Source organism: Bacteroides sp. D55t1_190419_B8, from assembly GCF_015558905.1.
GTDB classification, from domain to species: Bacteria; Bacteroidota; Bacteroidia; order Bacteroidales; family Bacteroidaceae; genus Bacteroides; species Bacteroides vicugnae.
Window position 1 is genome coordinate 74,651 of sequence record NZ_JADMOU010000014.1, and the last position, 21,866, is coordinate 96,516.

Here is a 21,866-nt window from a genome sequence, read left to right on the forward strand (position 1 = left end):
CCTCATCAATTTCATCAAACATAGCTACATAAATCATTTCGGCACCCGTCCGGATAGCTCCCATCAACTGGCTCCAAAGAAAAGAACCTTTATTGCGGGGGATAAATGAATTATGCTCTTTGCCTTTCATATTCCCCCAAGAGAAACCCGGAAACACCAACGGCACATAATCAACCTGATTCTTTTTCGCCCACTGGATGTCTTCTTCCACCAACTTCTGATATTTCGGATAAGTGGTTTCATTGTAACGTCCCACGAACCAAGGCATCACAATATCGCATTTTCTGATAAGCTCATGCAACCTGGGATCTGATTCCGTATCCCCTTTCAGCTCCCGCCATTGGGTAGGCACTCCAAGCATCACACTAAATCCCTGTGATTTTAAGCCGTCGATAATATGTGCAGCTTCTTTCAAGCCATAACGGCGATTATCATTAAATCCCACGCCCCATATTGTAACCAGCGGTTTGCCATTGTGATATAGATAAGAAGGGTTTTTCGCATGATTTTTTAAAGAATGGCGTTGCGCAATTTCCGCAATGTCTTTGAGCAACAGTTTTTCTTCTCCGAGCTGCATCCCGCTCAAGTCATACATCACACAAATAGCCCGTTCATATTGATTGGCGGCTTTCATTGCAGAGTTCAATACTTTATTAAAATGCTTCAATCCGCTTTCATTCCGGATTTCTGCGATAAAACGCTGCATAAACACTCCATCCAGTCCATACTCTTTCATCCATTTGAAATGAACATTGACGGTAGACTCGTCATAAGAAGAAAAGACGGATGCCGGCTTACCATCCGCAAAACTAAAATCCGTTTTATAGAGTTTCTTATATTCTGATACCTCCGGCCAAAGATCTACGGAACACGATCCCGGCCGAAATCCTTCACGACCATTGTAGTGATGCCAGCCACGGCCGGAGCCGTCACCAGGGGTGTTGAACCACCCCTGATAACCAGCCATGACCAATCCTTTGTAAGAATTGTACTGTTTCCTGCCGCCGGACTGTGCCATTATCCCTATTGAAAACAATAAATATACCAATAACCAATTCAGCCTTTTTACCATGTTATTTCTCTGTTTTTCATGTTATACCATTAAGTCCTTAAAACTATTTTCAGCAAAGTAAAGAGGCACCCCTTAATAAATTCCACAAAAGTGAATTAATAATGACTTAAAATCGAATTAATCGAGAAAAAAAAGAAAAGTAATAGAAATAGATGCCTAATTAGGAAAATATTATGGGAATAAAGAGCTGTAACCTCTTTGTTTTCCTGAATTTATTTTTCTACTTTTGAAGCCAATCTTTATTCTTCTACTTATGCCAGCAAATAGAAATGCCTTAATCCGTTATAAAACAATTGATAACTGTCTGCGTAATCCTTATCGACGCTGGACGTTGGAAGATTTGGTAGATGCTTGCTCGGATGCTCTTTATGAATACGAAGGCATCGATAAAGGCATGAGCAAACGTACGGTACAGATGGATATACAGATGATGCGCAGCGAGAAGCTGGGTTATAACGCTCCGATTGTGGTGTACGAAAATAAATACTATAAATACGAGGATCCGGAATACAGCATTACACAAACTCCGCTGAACGAACAAGACCTGAAAACGATGTCGGAAGCAGTGGAAGTGTTGAGGCAGTTTAAAGGCTTCTCCTATTTTACGGAAATGAGCGATATTATCAACCGCCTGGAAGATCACGTTGCTTCTGCCCGGATGAAAACCACTCCTGTCATTGACTTTGAAAAGAATGAATCATTGAAAGGACTGGATTATCTGGATACGATCTATCACGCGATTGTAAACGAGCATCCGATACAGCTCAAATATCGTTCGTTCAAGGCACGTTCCGCCAACAGCTTTATTTTTTATCCTTATCTATTAAAAGAATATCGCAACCGGTGGTTCGTTTATGGAGTCAGAGGAAACGGACGAATATTGCAAAATTTAGCTTTGGACAGAATACAATCATTGGAAGTTCTGCCACAAGAACGCTATATAAAAAATACATTCTTCGATCCGAATACATTCTTCGATGATCTGGTAGGAGTCACTAAAAACTCCGGAAGCGTAGCGGAGAAAGTAGGTTTCAAAGTAGCGGCCGCCGAAGCACCTTACATCATAACCAAGCCTATACACCGCAGCCAGCAAATGGTGGAAAGGCTACCCGACGGAAGCGTCATACTGGAAATTGAAGTCGTAATCAACCATGAGTTAGAACGGGTATTCTTCGGATATGTCGACGGAATAGAAATTCTTTATCCCAAGACATTGGTAGAATTAATGAGTCGGAAATTGGAAAAGGCTGCCAAGCAATATACAAAGTCAAAATGAAAATAAAGCTTTCGCACATTCGTACCCTTCCTTATAAAGCTCTGTCAGCTTTTGCACATCTTTCTCTATACGGTCTACAGCTACAGGTTTCAAAGGACGGATAACGACAATCTTTCCCTCATCCTCCATGCGTTCCACCATTTCCAGCTGTTCATTATAAACAGCACACCGGCAACTTAACGCTTCACGCAACTTCGGATATTTCCGGTATACAAACGAAGGGATACGAATATCTTTCGAATCTTTCCGATATCCCCGGTTACGGGTAAGTATCACGACATTTCTCGTACAGCCATCCGCAATAGCTCTTTGCAGAGGTATGGAATCTACGATTCCCCCATCAAGCATAGGAATCTCATCCACATAAGTGATAGGACACACAAAAGGGAGACTGCTGGATGCACGGACAATATCGATCACCCTGCGCCTGTCTTTTTTCTCTTCGAAATAATTGGCTTCTCCCGTAATGCAATTAGTAGTCACCATCACGAAACGTTCCGGTGAAGCAAAATATGTTTCATAATCATAAGGAAGAATGTGTTCGGGGAACTCATTGAACAATAGATCGAAATCCAAAATATTACGCTTTTTGAGCAAATATTTCAGACCGATATAATTGTACTTCTCCAACAAGTCGATATTGCTGTACTTGGCACGTCCCCGTTGCCGTGATGCATACGACAATCCGTTGCACGCACCGGCAGACACTCCTATCGCATAGGGAAACCGGATATCATGATCCATAAAATAATCAAGTACGCCGCAGGTGAATACTCCACGCATTCCCCCGCCTTCCAACACTAAACCGGTAGATCCATCTATCTGTAAGTTCTTCATTTTTTCTCCTATCTTCTAATTTCCATTCTCTTTTATACATGCTCTCTCTGTATTTACTATTCATGCATATTTATAACAAAAACAAACGGAAAAGGTAGTTCATTCAGCAAAAATAGTAAATATTTCAACAAAATCTTGTTTTTTTGCTTCAATCTATGTAACTTTAGGCTAACTTAATTGTTTAAGGAGGAAAAAAATTAAAAAGTCCTGCCCGCAGGCAAGCACCATGAGAATACAGTTTGAGATTAAAGAAAATTTGCCGGAAATTATCGAAGAGATCTTACACTCTGATAAGTGGCAAACTTCCGTGAAGGAAGAACTTAGCGGTCGGACGACCGTTGTGATCCGTGACCAAGCGTATGGTTCAGAAGCTACCATTGAAATTTATGCTACATCTATTGAAATCAAAACTGCCTGGTCTAAGTACTCCTATCGTATATTTGTAGCCAACGATATCGTATGGTGCGAATATAACGGTGCCTATCGTGGTCTGTTGGAACAAGTGCTCCTACCTACTATCACTCCTAAAGAAAACCTGCTCAATTCTGACGTAACTGAAAGTTCGCTTTATGGAAATGAGCATAAGAAATTGAGGGAGTATGCAGAAGATAATTTGAAACTGAAACAATTCCGCCGGGAAAACTTCAATGAGCAGAAGAATGGAACCGCACCATTCGATCATCCCAAGCGGGTGTATGATGAGTTTATCAAAGAAGATTATGTAGTTGCACCCAAAGAAGAAGAGAAGAAATAATCTGTACTTAATGCTTTAGTTTGTGCCATCGTATTGACACAACAGTGCCACCATGTTGACACTATCGTGCCAATGAGGTGGCATGACTGTGCCAACATGGTGGCATTAATACACTACTCCCAAGTTATCCAGGTCAGCCTTTGATATGGCAAATTCATTTCCAGCTTTAATTCGTTCCAGCACTAAATTTCCGATACATTGGGCATCTTGCACCGATTGAAAAGGTCTTTTCCCGGATACAACCGGGATAAAAGGCTGAACGATTATCAAACGCTCTCTCTCATAAATCTTATAACCGTATCCACTACCTTCAATCTGGGTTACTTCCAGCCGATATATGTTTATCGAATGCATATAGCCATATATGATTCCCACTAAAAGCAGCAAGACAAAGCAACCAATACCTATTGTTTTTTTATTTCTCTTCATATTCATAAGGCTTCAACTCCCAAGTATCATCATAATAATAAGTAGAAGCTCCTCCCGTAGCTATAATTCCCCGTTTTCCAGTAGAAAAGCATACGGCTTTCGAGCGTGTACTTCCTTCGAAATCTGTCAAATCTTCCCCATCCCAGAGGTCTGTCAGAGGGTCGTAAATCCAATAATTGGAACGATAACTACCACCAGCAGTCTGCCCCGCAGCAATGTATCCTTTACCGTCGATCACGAAAGCACAAGCATAAGAACGGACGATAGAAGTGTAATCGTCGTCATAATCATCATCACTCTTATCGTAAAGTTCACGCAATTCTTTCCAAGTACCCGTTGCCGGATTAAAACACCAGAAATCCGTCACATCCGAACCGTTATTTTCACCGCCGCAGATATAAGCTATATCATCTATGACGAAGGCCATACCGCCCATTCTCTTCTGTCCGCCAAATCCACTCATGGCTGTCCATTCTCCTTTATCTCCCACCGACGGGTCGAACTTCCAGAAATCCTTTTGATAATTATCGTTGTAACCTGTACCCAGATACCCATACTGACCAATGCCGAAAGAAAGCGCATAATACCGTTTACCATAGATATTAGTCCCATCAGTTCCATCCGGAATAGAAGCCATCTCCTTCCAGGAATTCGTGGCAGGATCATACTGCCAGCAATCATTCAGATAATCCTTTTTTGTCGCATCGTAACCGGTAGCAATATATCCTTTGGTACCTACTGCAAAACCTGTAGCTGCATTCCGGGCTGGAGCTGCATCGGGCATTGATGTACACTGTGTCCACGAATTAGCCTCAATGTCATACGCCCAACAATCTTTCAAACGGTCTTTGGTACTCCCCCGGTATCCGGTGCAGAGGTACCCTACGTTACCAATCGTAAAACCAGCTGCGTCCGTACGCGCCACACCATCAAAATCAGAACGGCGATACCACACACCTGCCGTATATTCAGTATCATCCGTACATGCCGCCAATGAAAGCAGCACCACCATCATGCAAAGTAATTTATTCATTTTCGTATTCATAAATATGTCGTTGATTACAACCGCAAATGTAGGCGGCAACGGGCACGCATAAAAAAACTATCGACAAATAAAGACATTCTATCTACCAACAAAATTCAGGTCGACAAATACAGAGATTTAGTCGATAGTTTTTTGGAGGACTATTTAAAACCTCTTCTTTTGCCGGTACAAAACCAATTTCATTTTACTACATGAAGTCAATCATACTACTTTTTTCATTCTTTATATCTCTTTCTTTTTTCGCTTGTGTAGACGATTCATCGTCCATAGGAGCGAAATGGGTACAAAGTTCATTCCTCAACGAACAGATGGATACTTGTACGGTATTACTTAGTACAGTATCAAGCGACTCCATAGCCACTTCGGGAGATACGGTTTGCCAGATAGGATACCGTGACGACAACTTATGGGGGAAAATTACCGCCTCTTTTTACGCAGAGTATGAAGTACCTTCCTATTCTTTTGATGAAAACATCCAATATGAGTTCGACTCGATCACCATACGCCTGTATTCTTCGGGCAATTACCTGGGAGATACACTAAAAACCCAACGCATTCATCTGCATGAACTGACAAAGAATATAGAACTGGACGATAGAGGGTACCTATACAACACTACTACTGCCTATTACAACGAAACTCCACTGGCATCTTTCGACTTTCGTCCTACTCCGGGCTCACCGAGCGAAGAACTGGAAATACGATTGCCGGATGCATGGGGAGAAGAATGGTTCAACTTGATGCTGAATGATGGCCGATGGGTACAATCCCAGGATTTCTTCCATGATTATTTCAAGGGAATTGCTTTTATACCCGATGCAAATGACGCTTGTATCAGCGGATTTCAAGTCAACGACTCCAGTATGTGCATCACGGTCTACTATCACCAGATTACGGAAACACTGAACGAAAAAACACTGGTTTTCAATACAAGCAGCACACTGACTTACAACAAAATAGAACAGGACCGCTCAAACACCCCGATAGCCAACCTGCAAAGTGGGGACGGCAATGAATACTCTTCCGGAAAAAGCGAGCATCAGGTTTACCTGCAGGGAATGACCGGTATGTATGTCACCATCGATTTTCCACATTTAAATAATCTCTGCGAAAAAGGAGAGCTTGTGACTATCGAGAGCGCAACGTTACAGTTATATCCGGTAAAAGGAACTTATGACGGCATGTACCCGTTGCCCAAAAGCCTGGCTCTCTACACCGCCAACAATGAAAATGTGACGCAAAGTGTAATCACCGACCTCACCGGGAGTTCCGTACAAAGCGGAAATCTAGTAGTCGACGAGATGTCTTATGAGGAGACTTATTACTCTTTTGACATCACCTCTTTCCTGCAAACAAACCTGGGAACTACCGGATATGATCGTCAGAAACTACAATTATTTCTTCCGGACAACTTGTTCTATACCACACTTCAAGGCGTTATTTTCGGCGACGGAGAACATACCGCCAATAAAAAGAATACCAAACTTATCATACTTTACAAAACTTATCAACAATGAAAAAGATTTTGTTTTGCCTTCTGGCATTCTATACTCCTGTCTCTATAGTTATTGCACAAAATACAACGAACTCCCCTACTTCCATGTTCGGACTGGGAGAACTTTCTACCGGGGAAGGCGGGCAATATGCCGGACTGGGCGGCACAGGCATTGCATTGCGAGGAAATAATTTCCTTAACAATGCCAATCCGGCTTCACTCACAGAGTTGACCGAACAACGCTTCCAGATCGATGTCGGTATCATGGGAGCATACCAGATTTATTCGCAACGAGGAGCAAGTAACCGTTCCGTCACCGGAAATCTGAATAACCTAAGTATCGGCTGCCGGATTATGCCACGCTGGTATGGAGCAATTTTCATGGCTCCCGTCAGCAGTGTGGGATATGTCATCACGCTGGATGAAGAAGTGGCAGGCACCAATGGAAGTACTATCTCTTCTCTCTTTCAGGGTGAAGGAGGACTTTCCAAGATGGGTATCAGCACGGCTTACCTTTTCGGAAAAAGATTTTCTGTCGGCACCAATCTTTCTTATGTGACGGGGACCATCACACAAACGGAGACGCAAGGTACTGCCACAGAAGAAACCAGCTCCTACAAACATACTTTTTATGCGGATTTCGGTGTACAGTATAAATGGGCTATAGACCGCGAACGTTCTTTCGTTGCCGGTGCCGTATATGGTTACTCTCAGGATTTTAAGCAGGATAATAACTTATACGTTAGTAGCAGTTCGGGAGGAGATGATATTGAAAAAAGCCTGAAACGCTATCGCCAATGTCTTCCTCAATTCTTTGGGCTCGGAGCTTCCTACAACACTCTACGTTGGATGGCAACCATCGACTACAAATATGTGGACTGGAGCCGGATGCAATCTTCCCAATCCAATGTCAGTTTTGAGAATCAACACCGGTTATCAGTCGGTGGAAGATATACATTGGGCAATGTCTATCGTAATCCGGTCAGCATCCTATTGGGAACAGGTATTAATAATTCCTATATCGTCATTCAAAAGAAAAAGGCAACCGAATATTACGTCAGTACCGGACTTAACTTCGGATTGCGCAATAACAACGTCCTTTCTATCGGATTGAAATATAAAGGCCAGATGAAAATTCCTAACGGCATGCAAAAAGAAAACAGCCTTTCCCTGTTCCTGAATATTACTTTCTCCGAGCGAACTTACCGCGCCAAGATACAATAAAATGTCATAAAACGGAAGTCATTAAGATAGCTGTCCATTTGAAAAAAGAGAAAACTTTGTGAAACTCTGTGTTACTCTGTGGTGAAACTTTCCTATATTTGTAGCCAAAACAATTTAATATTAATTTCATAGGAATGAAAAAGACAATCCTTATTGCTGCTTTAGGCCTGTTCAGCCTAAGTGTTATGGCACAAGATGCAAAACCTGAAGAAGGTTTTGTTTTCACGACAGTGAAAGAAAATCCGATAACTTCTATCAAGAACCAAAATCGTTCGAGTACTTGCTGGAGTTTCTCAACTCTCGGATTTGTTGAATCAGAACTACTTCGTTTAGGTAAAGGTGAATACGACCTGTCTGAAATGTTTGTTGTACACAAAACGATGCAGGATCGCGGAGTAAACTATGTACGTTATCACGGTGACAGTTCTTTCTCTCCGGGTGGAAGTTTTTATGATGTAATGTATTGCATCAAGAATTATGGTATCGTTCCGCAAGAAGTGATGCCGGGTATTATGTATGGTGATACGCTGCCGGTACATAATGAGCTGGATGCTGTTGCTTCCGGTTATATCAATGCGATTGCAAAAGGTAAATTAAGCAAACTGACTCCGGTATGGAAAAACGGACTAAGTGCCATTTATGACACTTACCTAGGAGCATGTCCGGAGAAGTTCACCTACAAAGGCAAAGAATATACTCCGAAGACTTTTGCCGAATCACTGGGATTGAACTATAACGACTATGTATCACTGACTTCTTATACACACCATCCGTTCTATTCTCAATTCGCCATCGAAATTCAGGATAACTGGCGTAATGGTCTGTCTTACAACCTGCCTATCGAAGAACTGATGGCTGTTATGGACAATGCAGTAAAGAAAGGCTATACCTTTGCATGGGGTAGCGATGTCAGCGAACAAGGATTCTCACGTGACGGTATCGCCGTAATGCCAGATGCAGCCAAAGAATCTGAACTGTCCGGTTCAGACATGGCCCGTTGGACAGGATTGACTGCCGCCGACAAACGCAGAGAACTATTCACCAAACCTTTCCCTGAAAAGGATATTACCCAGGAAATGCGTCAAGTTGCTTTTGACAACTGGGAAACAACAGACGACCACGGAATGGTAATCTACGGCATCGCTAAAGACCAGAATGGAAAAGAATACTTCATGGTGAAAAACTCTTGGGGTAAATCAGGCAAATATGATGGTATCTGGTATGCTTCCAAAGCATTCGTTGCCTACAAGACAATGAATATCCTGGTGCATAAAGATGCACTTCCTAAAGAAATTGCCAAAAAACTGGGAATTAAATAATTATTTAAGAAAGGCTTAATTTCCCAATGTATTCCGTAAATTTCTCCTTATAATTATCACCGACAGGAATATAAGTATTCTTATCAAAGATAATGCGAAGACGGGAAACTTCGGTAATCTTGCGAAGATTGACAATATAAGAACGGTGGACCCGCATGAAATGCGTGGGAAGCCGTTCTTCCATTTTCTGGAGGCTGGCAAGCGTTATTACAGGCTTGTCCTCTCCTTCCACAAAGATACGCACATACTCACTCATCCCCTCAATATAGCGGATATTCTTCACATCGATGCGAACCACTCTGTAATCGCTCTTCACGAATAATGAATCTCCTTTTATCTGCGAAGCATTTCCTATTTCACCCTGTTGTTCCAACAAACGATATTCAAATTGCCTGCGGGCTTTATCCGCCGCTTTCAATAAATCCTGGAACTCAAACGGTTTCAGCAGATAATCTACGGCATCCAGTTTGAAACCCTCTACCGCATATTCAGAATAAGCAGTAGTGAAAATCACCAACGGACGGTTCACCAAAGAACGTATGAAATCCAATCCGTTCAAATCGGGCATATTAATATCCACAAAGATCAAATCAACCTCCTCTTCGGACAATATCTTCATTGCCTCGAACGCATCCTGGCATGACTTTACCAAAGACAAAAAAGGTACCTGGGATATATAATCCGACAACTGCGTCAATGCTAACGGCTCATCATCTATTGCTATACATTTCATTCTAATAAAGGTATAATAAGTAAGACATCAAATTTATGTTCCTCTTCGGTAATGGAAAGCGTATAATCATTGCCAAATAAAAGCCTCAACCGCTTACGGATATTCTCGAGTCCGATGCCATGATGCTGTTCGTCAGCCGAACCATTATTGCTGTTGGAACAACGGAATGAAAGCCGGTTGCCCTCATCCAACTGCATCAAGACATGAATAAAAGACTCGCTACGGTAACTGACTCCATGCTTAAAGGCGTTTTCCACAAAAGAGACAAAAAGTAAAGGGGGAATCTGCACTTCGGGCACTTCGGCCGGAAAATCCATCTGAATAGATACTTTGTTGGTATAGCGCAAACTCATCAGGGCAATGTAATTTTTAAGAAACTGAACCTCACGTGAAAGCAAAATCGTTTTATTACTCGCTTCATAAAGCACATAACGCATCAGTTTAGAGAGTTCCACAATCGTACTTTTCGCTTTCCCCGTATCAATATCCACCAACGCATGAATATTATTGAGCGTATTCATGAAGAAATGAGGATTAATCTGATATTTCAAATACTGCAGTTCAGACTGCAAACGTTGATGTTCCAGTTCCTTCAGCATTTCTTCATCACGGAAAGATTTAAAGAAAAGTTTGATGGCGATATTGAACCCTACCATCAAAAAGGCAATGATGAAATGAATAAGATAGCGGAGCACAAAAGGAGGATAAGGAAAAGGAGTCGGTTTTGGAAATCTTCCGGGACCATTTGGATCTCCCATTCCCCTAGGACGTTGTTCGGGATTGGATTCATGCCAATGCACATCCCCTTCCTCCCTCGCCTTTTCTCTCGTCTTAATAATCTGGTCCCTCCGGTTCTCCTTCATACGAAGAGGCAACTCTCCTCGCTTGAAATCTTTGGGGAAATGATTGGCAGAAGGAAACGGAGAAAGCCAACAAATCATTCCTATTACAAAAATCAACGAAACAGTATATTGCCAGTACCTTTTCTTAAAAAGAAAATAGGGAACCAGCCCATAATTATTTAACAGGAAAAGCACGAAAAAAGGAAGGATACTCAACCATGATTCGCGGATCACCATACGGGTTTCCTCCCGTTCAAGTCCTCCACTCATGGCAAAGTATCCGCCTATCAGCGGAAGAAGAAATATTACGATCCAGATAGCTCCGTAAATACTCTGCTCCAGCACGTGTTGTTTACGCAGTCTTTTCATGCCTCATTGCTTCTGATTATCGAAACAAAGATAAAACCGAACCTGTTTTATCACAAATAGAATCGACCAAAGAACGGATTTCGACGGTAAACTGCTGTTTACCATCCCCATCCACCAGGTCCATGTCCACCTCCTCCACCACCGGGCTGGCCACCGCCGGAAGTGCTGCCGACTTGTGTCACCATCGAACTGGCAGTAAATGTTGCCGCCTGCGTGCCACCGGAATAAGTGGCTCCCGAATATAACCCGAAGAACTCGGAACCACCGGAAACCGTTCCTCCTTTTGAGATAGTATAACTACCGCCCGAGGTCAGATTCGGACTACTGAATAATACCGTCATTTGAGAATAAGCACGGGGAATCTGATAGGTCAGTACGCTGGTTCCGTCGGCCGACTGGATATTCAGTATTTCTCCGTTACTTCCCGAACCGCCATAGATCACAGTGCGTTGCGTACATACACTTGATGTAGGTGTACTTGTTCCTCCTCCAATACCCAGAACAATCCCCCCGGTAATCTTAAAGGTATTCTGATCGCAATCGAATCCGTCTTCGGGAGAAGTAGTACCCGAAGATACGATCATTCCCCCCGTAATGGTCAGCGTACCATTAGAATCAATGCCGTCATTTCCGGAACTATAACAATAAATATTGCCACCATTAAGAACAATGCTGTTGCTTGCATTCATACAGTCATCGTAACAAAGGGCGGCAACCGTACCCTCATTGACAGTCAACACACTTTTACTCTCGATACCTTCACTGCCTTTCCCACCGGTAGCCTTCACAAGCACCATTCCTCCATTGATTGTCAACGCACCGTCCGCTTTGATTCCTTTTGCCGACGAGTCGAGCTTGCCATACACACACTGCGTACCGGTAGTTATCACTTTCACCGTGCCGTCATTGATGGTAATCGAACCGTCACAGTTGATACCTTTACCGGCTCCACCTGTACTCTGTATGGCGATCTCCCCTCCTGTAATCAGGATATTTCCGTCACATTTAATTCCTGCACACGAACTCAAATCATTGTCTTCATAAAGTGCGGTTTGAGAAGTGAATGCAGTCAGCTTTCCTCCGGAGATGGTCAGGTTACCATCACAGGATATTCCTTTGGAGGCTGCTCCCGCCACTTGTGCCTGAATAGCACCGCCACTGATTACCACATCCAGACAAGATTTCAACCCATGCGCTTTATTGTCCGTTGTAGAGAGTTTGGCAAATCCTCCGGTCATCGTAATTCCTCCCTCTTCACACTGAATAGCATCGCCGTCAGAAGATATATTCAGTATTCCGCCGCCGATAATCACAGATTCATTAGTATGGATTCCGTCTTTTTTGGTCGAAGCTACCGTAATATTACACCCGCTACGGAAACGCACATAATCATCGCTTGTGATGGCATGTTTATAATTTCCGGTAACTGTGAGCGAACCACCACCACTAAAAATAAGCTGTCCCTCACTGAACAGGCAGGCTTTCATATCCTCTCCATCAGTAGTTGCCGTATAAGAAGAACCATCTGTCAACACATTCGTTGTTCCGTCTGCACATACCACGAACACACGTTTGGAAGACTGGATATTAATGGCAGCACCTACCGGATTGAGTATAGACACCCCTGCCAGTGATAATTTGAATTTCTTTTCGCTATATACCTTGAACGAGCCATTCGTAGTAGTCCCGCTCAACACATATTCTACTCCGCTGACTGTAGAATTAACCACGACATGCGCCCCATTGGAAGACACTTCCACTCCTGAAACACCATTGCTTACCGCAGCAGTCGTTCCATTATAGATAATCGTCACCACAGAGGCGAATTGGGAGTTCTCTATAAAATCATCATCGGAAGTAACCGTTTCCGACATGCTTCCATACGCCGTTTTATCACTTTCATCAAAAGTGATTGTAAATCCCAATAAATCTTCCGATCCCTCGGGAATCGTTGGGTTGGGCTGACTGCTTCCTCCACCTCCCGAACCTCCGACCAATATTCCTTCCTGATCGCCGAAATCGAATGATTCCGTCGTACAGTTCACCAACAACAGCAATAAAAGCGGTATCCAAAACAACACAATCCTTTTCATAATTTCTTGTTTTATCTATTAAAACTTAAATGAATATCCTGCACCGATCACATGCCCGTTTGCCTCATCGTCGTCTGCCTTATTTTGATACAGATAATAAAAATCGAGAGCATGTTTCTTACTTAGTTTCCATTCCGTCCCCAATGTCCATCGCAACTTTTCAAAAGCACCAATCTCATTCAACGAATGTGAAAGTTCGCATGAAGTATAAGGAGTAAAAGCACATTTACGTATGTTATATTCCACCTGAAGGCGGGAACGAAGCACATTTTTTCCTTTTCCGCTAATATATTCATCATTCTTCACACTCCCGTCATCACCATCGAATTTGGGAACCGACTGACTGGGACGATAAGTATATTGCCACCGTTCACGAAGGGAAAACGTGAAGCGGCGCCAGTCCACCTTTCCTGTCAATGACAAGTTTACACGATGCTTCGGCTGCCAATATTCGGGGATATAGTTTCCTTTTTTAGTAACCTCCATCGGATGATAATAATGAATAAACGTATATCCTGCAGACGCTTTCAGCCAACGAAACATCTTATAGGAAACACCTGCCGAACCCGACCAGCGTTCCACCGTCTGCAATCCGTCTCTTGTACGGAATTCACCTTCCAGAGAAGCATCGAAACCGGAGAATATCTTTTTTTTCACTTCCGCACTGGTCCACACGCCGAAGTCATCTCCCTGCGCATGGCTCTTCCCTGCCATACACAACAATAATAAGCAACCAATCAGGTATCTACCTGTCCCCCAGAATCTCTTCTGACTTTCTCTGCCTGACTTATCTTCCATTTTCTTATTCATTTTCTCTAGGTAAGCGGGTCAACGTATCAATCGTATTTATCTCATCTTTCAGCGGTTCATAATAGATTTTCAGCATGGCTGTATCCCGTAAAAAATCGATATGTCCCACTTCCACACGAACAATGTCAAGTCCTGTCCGTTCGCGGAGATCGCGTAATAAGTCCAATTCCCTTTCGGGTTTTATCAGTTCTATTCTATCATATTGAATCAGTTTACAGGAGATATGTTTCAGCCAGCGATTGCTTTCGCAAAGCCATATACTGACAATGAAAAGCAAGTTGGTACATACCAGTTCAGCATAACTGATTTCCACGGCAAGGGCATTGATTACCGAAATAGCAATGATGACAAAAAGATAAGTCATCTCACGCACGGGCATTGACTCGGTCCGATAACGGATGATACCGAAAATGGCAAATAAACCGAGCGCAAAACCTATTTTCAGTTTGACACTTCCCAATAAGAAAATCATCAGGAAAATACTGATACTTATCAGCGTAAAGGTGAAGTAATAATCACGCCGTTTGCTCTTAGGGTAATAAAACAGATGAATAATGCAGGATACCACCAGTAAATTGAAGCAGAATCGCAACAACAATTCCAAGAAACCTGCGCTATCCATCAATGGTGTTTCTATTAATGTAATATCACTTAATTCATCAAACATATTATTCTGGTTTTATATTAAATATTCATTAGTTGCTTCTTTGCTATCTTCTGTGCCATTCTCAACTTGGTCTTAAACCGATTATATTTTAAGTTCCCGGCTGTGAGTACGGTTCCCACACAATATTTACTAATTCCCGAAGGCCGCACATGCAGTTCGCGCAGTATTTCACCGATGGGTGAATAAGTTCTCCCGTCACGTTTCAGTTCTATGATAGCAAGATTTTCCAATCTTGCTTCCGTTCCAGTTATGAGATGATGGAAATGCACACCAGTATCGATGGTCAGACGTTCTGTCATTGCCTTATTCACCAGTGTAATACGATGAAAATGATTTTCCAGTAGAAATTTCAAGGCGGACAACTCATACCAAGCATAATTGCGAAGAAACTCTTCTCCCCCATCCTGACGCAAAGAGTTTACTCCTTGCACCCGAATCCGCTTTTTATCTGTCCGCCCCTTGTTATTCTTATTCTTCACTTCCAGAAAAGTCAGACCGGAAGATACATACGTCCTTACACGGATCTTCTCACGGATCACTCTTCCGTTTTGATGAGCCAGATACATGGCGTAATCGGGAGTGTCGAGATAGGTAGTGTGATAAGCTATATTTCGCTCCCCCTGCACCTCTTGCACACGATAACAATTACTTGCCCGTTGTAATACGTCCATCAGGGCAGAGAGCGAAACGATATACTTCGTGTCCGTACGGTTCATCAAACGGATGGTACTCATCTCTTCCAAAGAAATGGAGGAGAAAGCGGAAAGTGCGGTGGTTACATTACATGCCTCGTTCATATTCATAAGGGATTAGAGTAGCAAGTGTTACAATACTGTAACAAATGTATGACAGAGAAGCAGAAAAAGGAAAAAAAATCAATGAACGGGGGATTCTTATCGGTGAATCGACTGTATTACAGCAACAAACTGTTCTGTTCTATTTTTAAGATTCTATTATTCAACAGTGGCTATGAATCGAATCAAATAGAAAATAAAATGCATAATCTAGTGCAAGAATATGCATATCACGCCCCTTATTATGCATAAATAAAGGGTAAACAGACCGTTTTTCATTGTATGAAAACGTCCGTTCTTTAAATGCAAGGTATCCTTGGTCGGTGAGGAACGCCTCCTTGCTCACCGACCAAGCTACCGTTCATCGGTGAGGAAGGAGGCGTTGATTGAAATAAGAGTCGTTTCCAAGCTATGTCACTTCTAACTTCGTTAATTTTCAATATAACAAATAGCTATAACATCAGAAAAAAATATTGATTTATTTCGAATCTGGTAGCAAACAAATACAAACAGCAAGGATTTACTATCAAATCACTGTCTTTTGGGAGAATCCAAAAAGACATTTAAGCTCCTATTTATTTGCTATCCTCATATAGGTTCTAATTAAAGCAAAGAAAATGTATAAAACATCCTATTTTTATGTATAACCCTATTTTAAGCAAACATAGATTTATTTCTTGTAATATTCCAGCGGAGTCCTCTTTACTTTTTTACGGAAGTATTTATTGAAAGTTGTAAAGATGAATATTACATTCTAAACTTTCCGCAAGAGTCAGAAATAGAGAAGAAAAAAAATGAACGGTTTCTCACCTGTGAAAAATAGGAGGAAAACCATTTGCTTTTTTAGAGACCTCTTCATTCTCTTTTTACAGCCATTCTTAAAAGAAGAACAATCGATATTAAAAATAGAACACATTTATTTTTTCATTTTAGGTACTTTTACCGCATACGATTAAAAATAGAACATTAAAATAAAAAAACAGACCTTGACAATAAAGAATTGTTAGTCGAACTTTGCAAAGTTTTATTAAATACGCAATAAAAACAAAAAGCAAAATGAGAAACTTACGAAAACTATCTTATGTAGCTTGCGCAGTATTTTTCTTTACATCATGCGAAGAAACTTACAATGACAAGCTATTTTGGCCAGGAGAAATTAGTCAGGAATATGGCTCGTATATTAAACCATATACGCTAGACCTAACCTACAGCGGAGAGAAATTAATTGGAAAAACTGTCAGCTTCAAGACAGAAGATAGCGAAACGGGAACACTGACGCTGAATAATATAATCCCGGGAGAAAAGGAAACTCCTATCAGTCGCATCCAACTTTATGAGAATGAAAAGAAAGGATATTATACTTTCAGCGGGACCAATATCACAATGGGAGGAGCTACGGTGAAATATGAAGGAATAATAACTCCGAAAAACATGCAGCTATCACTGAACGTAACAATGGCTTATGCCAACTCCATTGCAAACACATATACATTTCCTGCATACTCCCACACAACAGATGGAGAAAGTAAATCCGGAAAAACCATACGTGCCGCTTAACAAAAACGATGCGTTTCAAAAAGTACAAAAACGACGCGTACAAAAAAAACGGTGAGCGCGGTCCTGTTCTGCATGACCAAAGCCCACCGTTTTTCTTTCACTTGAACCTTCCTTGAACAACTTTAAAATACCATTCAAAAGCCATTGCCGATTCAAAATAAATCACTATCTTTATGCAGTGTTAGGCTGCGATTATCTGCTCTTCATCCGGTACCGTGTACAGCATCATGTCTGTATATTTGGCTTGATAGTTTACGTTTGCACTAAATTCCACTTTCCTGCATTCCTTGAACGGGTTGCCAAGAAACGGGTTCCTACCCATCCAGTCACACAGTTCCAGGATGGAAGACTTGTTTGAGGTGAAGTACACGAATGCATGTCCTTTCAACACGTTCAACACGTCCAAATAGTCAGCCAGGCGCCAATACATTTTGTAGGTTCCTACTTCAGTGGAAAGGTACGGCGGATCAACCAGGAACACCACACCCGGGACATCCTTGTAACGTTTGAGCACTTCCTTGTAGTCTTCGCAGGTGACGGTGATTCCTTCCAGGTAATCTTCCGCTTCGGGATAATCAGTCCTCCGAATCCTATTGTAGATGGTCTCTTTCTTCATTTCTTTCAAACAAGTCACGTACTTCATGGCGAACAACAAAGATGCGGAAATCGTAATATAATCCACGTAGCCGTGCTCCTTCTCTTCCCTCTCAATACGGGCAAACATTTTATCGCGAACCTCCCCGGTTATACGTTGGTTTCTGGGTTCCCCTTCAGCTATCCGGCGCAAATCGGATAACAGCACATTGGTGACCGGGATATTCGCAAGCCGCTGGCGGTAGTTGTCGAAGTCGTTATACACAACGACGGCATCAGGCCTGACACATTTGGTAATATGTGACAGCAGGCCCGAACCGCCAAACAGGTCCACAAACACGGTGCTGTCCGGGAACTGCCCCAGCACCTTGATAAACTCCTTCGCAAACATGCGTTTCTGCCCCATAAAAGGAAGCGGGGCGGACAAATACATCTTTCTCATTTCATTCTGCTTTAAAACGGCCGCAAAGGTCCCCAGAATAAACGAAAAGCAGCGGGATACATGAACTGTTCCCGCTGCAAGGCATATACAGCAAATCACACGTTCAGCCCGAAGCGGACCGTCTCGTCACCGGCGATCAACGCACGTGTACCCGGGATATTATTCTCGTAGATATGTACATTGCCCAGGTAGAGGGTGATCGACTTCAGGGGAAGTTCTATCTGCCGCGCCATCAGGTACAGGTGGTAAATGTCGGAAGGCAGTCCGAGGTTCGCATCGCTGCTGCGCTGGTAGGCGGACAGAACCAGTTCACCACCGTCCAGCTGGAACTGCACCAGACTCAGGCAGGGCGCCTGGTTGCTTTCCGCACCGGTCTCACCCAGAAAAAGTACGTAGTTCTTGCTGTTGCGTTTCTCCCGGTTGATTTTCGCTATCAACGGCGGCAGTTTCTCGAAATAGGTCGGATAACTGTTCACCAGGATGGAACCGCAGTAATCCCACCAGTTGATGCCGGCCTCCCGGTACTTCTCCACGTTACGTTCCCCCTGCATGAACAGCTGGAGCTCGCAGCGGAGTTTCTTGCGGGCGATATTATGCCCCTCGAATATGTCAAGCAAGTCCGCCGGAGTCAGCGACAACTGCTCGTTCAGAAGGTATTGTATGTTTCCCTTCTTGTTGGTCTGTGTTTTTCCCGTGGCAAGAATCTTGTCCAGGATACGGTAATACTTGTTCATAGCCATTTCCTCCTTCTAAAATTGAAACACCCTAAAGATAAGGGGAAACAGCACTCCCTACGGCATAAAACACCCCGTTCACACTGCAAGCGTCTTGCAGTCACTTTGGAAGCGTTTTACCAGGGCATAGACCTTGCGCTCGCTCACCGAATACTTCTCGGACAGTACGGCCACAGCATACGAGACCTTCTCACCTTGGTCCAGCAGACGGGTATAGTCCGCGTACAGGTCGATATACCGGGCATCCTCCAGACGGATGCCGGCCGCCTGGAGCCTTTTCAACAGTTCCCGGTTAAAGTTTAGTATCTCAATCACTTTCATACAACAAAAAAATTATATCTTTGCATCGCCAATCATTTTTTAGACAACAAAAAAACACCCAAGTGGCGTGACAGAGGGTATTTGCCCCCGGTCGCGCGCCGCTTGGGTGTGTTGTTAATAAATGATTGGCGTCTATATTAACAGGCCGGGGGCTTTTTTCTTATCCTCCCCCGAAGGATTTATTCCACCCGGTACTTCTCCGGATCAAAATCGTCTTTCTTCTTCCAGCCGTCAGCCAGTGTATCCTGGATGTGCTTCATGGCTTTCGTATAGAAGTCCGTCAGTTCCTCCAGTTTCCCGAACGTCCGGTACCGGGGCTCCTCATCCGTCCCGAACTTGAACGTCACCGGAAGCGTCGCGCCACCGTTCTGCACGGCAAGGTCGTGGGCCGCCTTGTAGTTGAACTGGTTCTCACTTGACAGCCACACCGGCATACCCTCGTAAACGAAGCCGGAAAGTATCTCCCGGTCGATCTGTTCGTTGTACCAGCCCAGGATAACGGTTCTTATTATCTCACCGGAGGGCTTCCCTAAAAAGTTCTCCTCCATATAGTCGGCAGAACCGTCCTCCCTTTCCCGCACGTCCCAACGGACGCGCCACGTGTTCTTCACCGGGTTCACGCATTCCAGCAGCTTCACCCCGGCTGTTCCTTCAACTCGTTTCATGTAAATACGTATTTGGTTCGACCTTTCCCGAAGGTTTCCGTCTTGATGGTTGTTTCAAAAGGAAAGCCGTCGGGCATCTCTTTCACTTGCGAGAGGATGTTCTTCATCTCCTCGCTGTTGGTGAAGAACTTCTTCGGCTCGCCGTTCATCTCGATAGCCACGATACAGCGGTCTTCTCCCTGCTCGGTCTTGATGCCCGTCTCGAAGTCCTTCACTACAATCGGTAAGTTTACTAGCTCCCGGATGCTTACCACCACCCCGGGAAATCGCTTTTTGCCGTCTTCGGGCTTATAAGCGACGTTCAAGTCTTTGAATGATCTCATGTCTTTGCCTGTTAATTTTTTAAACAACGTATGACAGTCGGCGTGCTTGGCCATCCCGTAGAACGACGCTATCAGCTCACGCCTCCTTCTTCTCGATTTTACCTCGTGCATTTTTCGGGCGAATTTCTGCTTGATGCGCTTGCGCAGGCGGACGTGGTCCGCGCCGAAAGTCACATACCCCAGAAAATCGATGCCCTCGCCCAGGGGAAACACGCGCTCGTTCTCCTTCACATCGAGACCGACACGCTGAACATGCCCATGGACGGCATCACGAATCTTCCACAATTCCGCTTTCGTTTTACCCAGTATGGCGCCGTCATCACAATAACGGTAGAAATGACGGACGGCATACCTGTCCTTCAAATAATGGTCCAAAAACACAGACAAAAGCAAATTACCCAGGCCCTGCGAGCTGCGCAGCCCGATACTCAAACCATCGGGCATCAGACGGACAAAACTCTCCAGCATGGCCATAAGTTTGAAGTCCTTGAAAACCCGGTTCACGCAATACATCACGAAATCCTGTTTCACACTCTCGTAGAACTTCGTGATATCGAACTTGTAGCAGTAACGCGTACCTTCCGGATCCTCACGCATATCACGACGGATATACGCCAGAAGGTCGTGCATCCCCCGTTTCTTGATACTGGCAGAGGTAGTACGGATGAAACGTTTCCGCAAATGGCGGTCCACCACCGCCATAATGGCATGCACGGCAATACGATCCTTCATCGGGATCACCTGAATCCGGCGTAGTTTCCCGCCCTCCACAATCTCACGTTCACGGTAGTCTTTCACGCGGAAAGTGCCGGATGCAATTTGCGCGGTCAGTTCCTTCAATACCTCGGGCTTATGCGCAAGCAGATAGCACCCCTGGCGGCTGCGTTTACGTTTCCTGCCGCGAAGGACCTGCCGGAACGAGGCCTCCATGTTGGAAGGCTCCACAATCTCCTCGATGATATGACCAACTCTGCGCATAAATACCTTTTCTTGTTTTTAATACGGGGCCTTCAATCCCCCGGGCCCGGCTTCTTCGAACCGTTTCCGGCCTACCAAACCCTACCCGACACTCTATTTTTCAGTTTTCCAGCCCCGAAAAGGCTGCTGTTACTGAGGCTTGCTTCCCTCGGCACCACGGTGGGGACAAGTCCCCGGTGTTGTACGCCGATTAAAATTTCTTTTCGATTGTTGTTCAGACGAGAACCGATGTTCGTGTTCGTATTCGAGGAATCGTTGTTCGCATTCGACATCGAGACACCGCCATTCGGGTTCGCGTTGTTGTTGCCACGATAAACCACACGGCTTATGGGGAAGCGCCACCTTTTAATTTGAATGCAAAAGTACGATTTTTCATAAATTATTATTTAACAAACAGGTACAAAACCCCGGAAACAAAAATTTTTCAACGGGCTGACGCCCGTAAAGAACGGTGTTCCCCGAGCAAGGGGAACACCGGACGTTTTGTCGCTTC

At 43.7% G+C, this 21,866-nt stretch carries 19 protein-coding genes and 1 pseudogene; 6 read left to right on the top strand and 14 right to left on the bottom strand.

Annotation, left to right across the window (positions count from 1 at the left end; translation table 11 throughout):
• The first annotated feature begins 1,325 nt into the window (after window positions 1-1,325).
• A complete protein-coding gene (locus I2I13_RS13600) occupies window positions 1,326-2,348 on the top strand; it encodes a YafY family protein (RefSeq protein WP_195649717.1) in 1,023 nt (340 codons plus the stop codon).
• Here I2I13_RS13600 and I2I13_RS13605 read toward each other — a convergent pair.
• Window positions 2,340-3,185, bottom strand: coding sequence for a patatin family protein (locus I2I13_RS13605; RefSeq protein ID WP_004307122.1), 846 nt, complete (start codon window positions 3,183-3,185; stop codon window positions 2,340-2,342). The genes I2I13_RS13600 and I2I13_RS13605 overlap by 9 nt on opposite strands.
• A 226-nt stretch (window positions 3,186-3,411) precedes the next feature.
• Here I2I13_RS13605 and I2I13_RS13610 point away from each other — a divergent pair, with 226 nt between their 5' ends.
• Window positions 3,412-3,939 (top strand): hypothetical protein, encoded by a 528-nt coding sequence (locus I2I13_RS13610; RefSeq protein WP_004307123.1) that lies wholly within the window; start codon window positions 3,412-3,414, stop codon window positions 3,937-3,939.
• Window positions 3,940-4,044: 105 nt separating this feature from the next.
• On the opposite strand, the gene I2I13_RS13615 is transcribed toward I2I13_RS13610, so the two are convergent.
• Window positions 4,045-4,374 (bottom strand): DUF4907 domain-containing protein, encoded by a 330-nt coding sequence (locus I2I13_RS13615; protein WP_195649718.1) that lies wholly within the window; start codon window positions 4,372-4,374, stop codon window positions 4,045-4,047.
• Window positions 4,355-5,413 carry a kelch repeat-containing protein gene (locus tag I2I13_RS13620; RefSeq protein WP_004301004.1) on the bottom strand — a complete coding sequence of 353 codons (1,059 nt, stop codon included), beginning with the start codon at window positions 5,411-5,413 and terminating at the stop codon, window positions 4,355-4,357. Before I2I13_RS13620 ends, I2I13_RS13615 begins: the two co-directional genes overlap by 20 nt.
• A gap of 191 nt (window positions 5,414-5,604) precedes the next feature.
• Between I2I13_RS13620 and I2I13_RS13625 the strand changes: the two genes are divergently transcribed.
• The 3 genes from I2I13_RS13625 (at window position 5,605) to I2I13_RS13635 (ending at window position 9,451) form a co-directional block, all read left to right on the top strand.
• Window positions 5,605-6,930, top strand: a complete 1,326-nt coding sequence (locus tag I2I13_RS13625; protein WP_195649719.1) for a DUF4270 family protein — start codon at window positions 5,605-5,607, stop codon at window positions 6,928-6,930.
• Window positions 6,927-8,132, top strand: coding sequence for a hypothetical protein (locus I2I13_RS13630; protein ID WP_195649720.1), 1,206 nt, complete (start codon window positions 6,927-6,929; stop codon window positions 8,130-8,132). Before I2I13_RS13625 ends, I2I13_RS13630 begins: the two co-directional genes overlap by 4 nt.
• A 134-nt stretch (window positions 8,133-8,266) precedes the next feature.
• Entirely contained in the window at window positions 8,267-9,451 is a 1,185-nt protein-coding gene (locus I2I13_RS13635; RefSeq protein ID WP_004301007.1) for an aminopeptidase C, read from the top strand.
• Window positions 9,452-9,455: 4 nt separating this feature from the next.
• Here the strand turns inward: I2I13_RS13635 and I2I13_RS13640 are convergent, their stop codons facing one another.
• The 6 genes from I2I13_RS13640 to I2I13_RS13665 all read right to left on the bottom strand — a co-directional run bounded on the left by I2I13_RS13640 (window position 9,456) and on the right by I2I13_RS13665 (window position 15,762).
• Entirely contained in the window at window positions 9,456-10,184 is a 729-nt protein-coding gene (locus I2I13_RS13640; protein ID WP_004301008.1) for a LytTR family DNA-binding domain-containing protein, read from the bottom strand.
• A complete protein-coding gene (locus I2I13_RS13645; RefSeq protein ID WP_004301009.1) occupies window positions 10,181-11,395 on the bottom strand; it encodes a sensor histidine kinase in 1,215 nt (404 codons plus the stop codon). Before I2I13_RS13645 ends, I2I13_RS13640 begins: the two co-directional genes overlap by 4 nt.
• 98 nt (window positions 11,396-11,493) lie before the next feature.
• On the bottom strand, window positions 11,494-13,488 hold the full coding sequence (locus I2I13_RS13650) for a carbohydrate-binding domain-containing protein (RefSeq protein ID WP_074637825.1): 1,995 nt from the start codon (window positions 13,486-13,488) through the stop codon (window positions 11,494-11,496).
• Between the two features lie 18 nt (window positions 13,489-13,506).
• Window positions 13,507-14,286 carry a DUF2490 domain-containing protein gene (locus I2I13_RS13655; protein WP_081352707.1) on the bottom strand — a complete coding sequence of 260 codons (780 nt, stop codon included), beginning with the start codon at window positions 14,284-14,286 and terminating at the stop codon, window positions 13,507-13,509.
• A 4-nt stretch (window positions 14,287-14,290) separates the two neighbouring features.
• On the bottom strand, window positions 14,291-14,965 hold the full coding sequence (locus tag I2I13_RS13660) for a DUF4956 domain-containing protein (protein ID WP_074637827.1): 675 nt from the start codon (window positions 14,963-14,965) through the stop codon (window positions 14,291-14,293).
• Window positions 14,966-14,982: 17 nt separating this feature from the next.
• Window positions 14,983-15,762: a polyphosphate polymerase domain-containing protein gene (locus tag I2I13_RS13665; RefSeq protein ID WP_074637840.1), complete on the bottom strand. Its 780-nt coding sequence runs from the start codon at window positions 15,760-15,762 to the stop codon at window positions 14,983-14,985.
• A gap of 1,053 nt (window positions 15,763-16,815) precedes the next feature.
• Here I2I13_RS13665 and I2I13_RS13670 point away from each other — a divergent pair.
• Window positions 16,816-17,286 (top strand): annotated as a pseudogene (locus tag I2I13_RS13670) (DUF4925 domain-containing protein); the annotation flags it as partial.
• 211 nt (window positions 17,287-17,497) lie between these two features.
• Here the strand turns inward: I2I13_RS13670 and I2I13_RS13675 are convergent.
• From I2I13_RS13675 to I2I13_RS13695, 5 genes are all read right to left on the bottom strand, one after another.
• Window positions 17,498-18,352 carry a DNA adenine methylase gene (locus tag I2I13_RS13675; protein ID WP_195621010.1) on the bottom strand — a complete coding sequence of 285 codons (855 nt, stop codon included), beginning with the start codon at window positions 18,350-18,352 and terminating at the stop codon, window positions 17,498-17,500.
• Between the two features lie 95 nt (window positions 18,353-18,447).
• A complete protein-coding gene (locus tag I2I13_RS13680) occupies window positions 18,448-19,092 on the bottom strand; it encodes a thymidylate synthase (RefSeq protein ID WP_195621008.1) in 645 nt (214 codons plus the stop codon).
• 72 nt (window positions 19,093-19,164) lie between these two features.
• Complete coding sequence (locus I2I13_RS13685) at window positions 19,165-19,407, bottom strand: hypothetical protein (protein WP_004326021.1); 243 nt, start codon at window positions 19,405-19,407, stop codon at window positions 19,165-19,167.
• A gap of 179 nt (window positions 19,408-19,586) precedes the next feature.
• On the bottom strand, window positions 19,587-20,072 hold the full coding sequence (locus tag I2I13_RS13690) for a hypothetical protein (protein ID WP_195621006.1): 486 nt from the start codon (window positions 20,070-20,072) through the stop codon (window positions 19,587-19,589).
• Complete coding sequence (locus I2I13_RS13695) at window positions 20,069-21,373, bottom strand: reverse transcriptase domain-containing protein (RefSeq protein WP_195621005.1); 1,305 nt, start codon at window positions 21,371-21,373, stop codon at window positions 20,069-20,071. The genes I2I13_RS13690 and I2I13_RS13695 overlap by 4 nt, the downstream gene beginning before the upstream one ends.
• Window positions 21,374-21,866: the final 493 nt, after the last annotated feature.

Excerpts from the sequence above, each read along its gene's own strand:
- I2I13_RS13600 (WP_195649717.1), top strand. The coding sequence starts at position 1,326 with ATGCCAGCAAATAGAAATGCCTTAATCCGTTATAAAACAATTGATAAC.
- I2I13_RS13605 (WP_004307122.1), bottom strand. The coding sequence starts at position 3,185 with ATGAAGAACTTACAGATAGATGGATCTACCGGTTTAGTGTTGGAAGGC.
- I2I13_RS13610 (WP_004307123.1), top strand. The coding sequence starts at position 3,412 with ATGAGAATACAGTTTGAGATTAAAGAAAATTTGCCGGAAATTATCGAA.
- I2I13_RS13615 (WP_195649718.1), bottom strand. The coding sequence starts at position 4,374 with ATGAATATGAAGAGAAATAAAAAAACAATAGGTATTGGTTGCTTTGTC.
- I2I13_RS13620 (WP_004301004.1), bottom strand. The coding sequence starts at position 5,413 with ATGAATACGAAAATGAATAAATTACTTTGCATGATGGTGGTGCTGCTT.
- I2I13_RS13625 (WP_195649719.1), top strand. The coding sequence starts at position 5,605 with ATGAAGTCAATCATACTACTTTTTTCATTCTTTATATCTCTTTCTTTT.
- I2I13_RS13630 (WP_195649720.1), top strand. The coding sequence starts at position 6,927 with ATGAAAAAGATTTTGTTTTGCCTTCTGGCATTCTATACTCCTGTCTCT.
- I2I13_RS13635 (WP_004301007.1), top strand. The coding sequence starts at position 8,267 with ATGAAAAAGACAATCCTTATTGCTGCTTTAGGCCTGTTCAGCCTAAGT.
- I2I13_RS13640 (WP_004301008.1), bottom strand. The coding sequence starts at position 10,184 with ATGAAATGTATAGCAATAGATGATGAGCCGTTAGCATTGACGCAGTTG.
- I2I13_RS13645 (WP_004301009.1), bottom strand. The coding sequence starts at position 11,395 with ATGAAAAGACTGCGTAAACAACACGTGCTGGAGCAGAGTATTTACGGA.
- I2I13_RS13650 (WP_074637825.1), bottom strand. The coding sequence starts at position 13,488 with ATGAAAAGGATTGTGTTGTTTTGGATACCGCTTTTATTGCTGTTGTTG.
- I2I13_RS13655 (WP_081352707.1), bottom strand. The coding sequence starts at position 14,286 with ATGGAAGATAAGTCAGGCAGAGAAAGTCAGAAGAGATTCTGGGGGACA.
- I2I13_RS13660 (WP_074637827.1), bottom strand. The coding sequence starts at position 14,965 with ATGTTTGATGAATTAAGTGATATTACATTAATAGAAACACCATTGATG.
- I2I13_RS13665 (WP_074637840.1), bottom strand. The coding sequence starts at position 15,762 with ATGAACGAGGCATGTAATGTAACCACCGCACTTTCCGCTTTCTCCTCC.
- I2I13_RS13675 (WP_195621010.1), bottom strand. The coding sequence starts at position 18,352 with ATGAGAAAGATGTATTTGTCCGCCCCGCTTCCTTTTATGGGGCAGAAA.
- I2I13_RS13680 (WP_195621008.1), bottom strand. The coding sequence starts at position 19,092 with ATGGCTATGAACAAGTATTACCGTATCCTGGACAAGATTCTTGCCACG.
- I2I13_RS13685 (WP_004326021.1), bottom strand. The coding sequence starts at position 19,407 with ATGAAAGTGATTGAGATACTAAACTTTAACCGGGAACTGTTGAAAAGG.
- I2I13_RS13690 (WP_195621006.1), bottom strand. The coding sequence starts at position 20,072 with ATGAAACGAGTTGAAGGAACAGCCGGGGTGAAGCTGCTGGAATGCGTG.
- I2I13_RS13695 (WP_195621005.1), bottom strand. The coding sequence starts at position 21,373 with ATGCGCAGAGTTGGTCATATCATCGAGGAGATTGTGGAGCCTTCCAAC.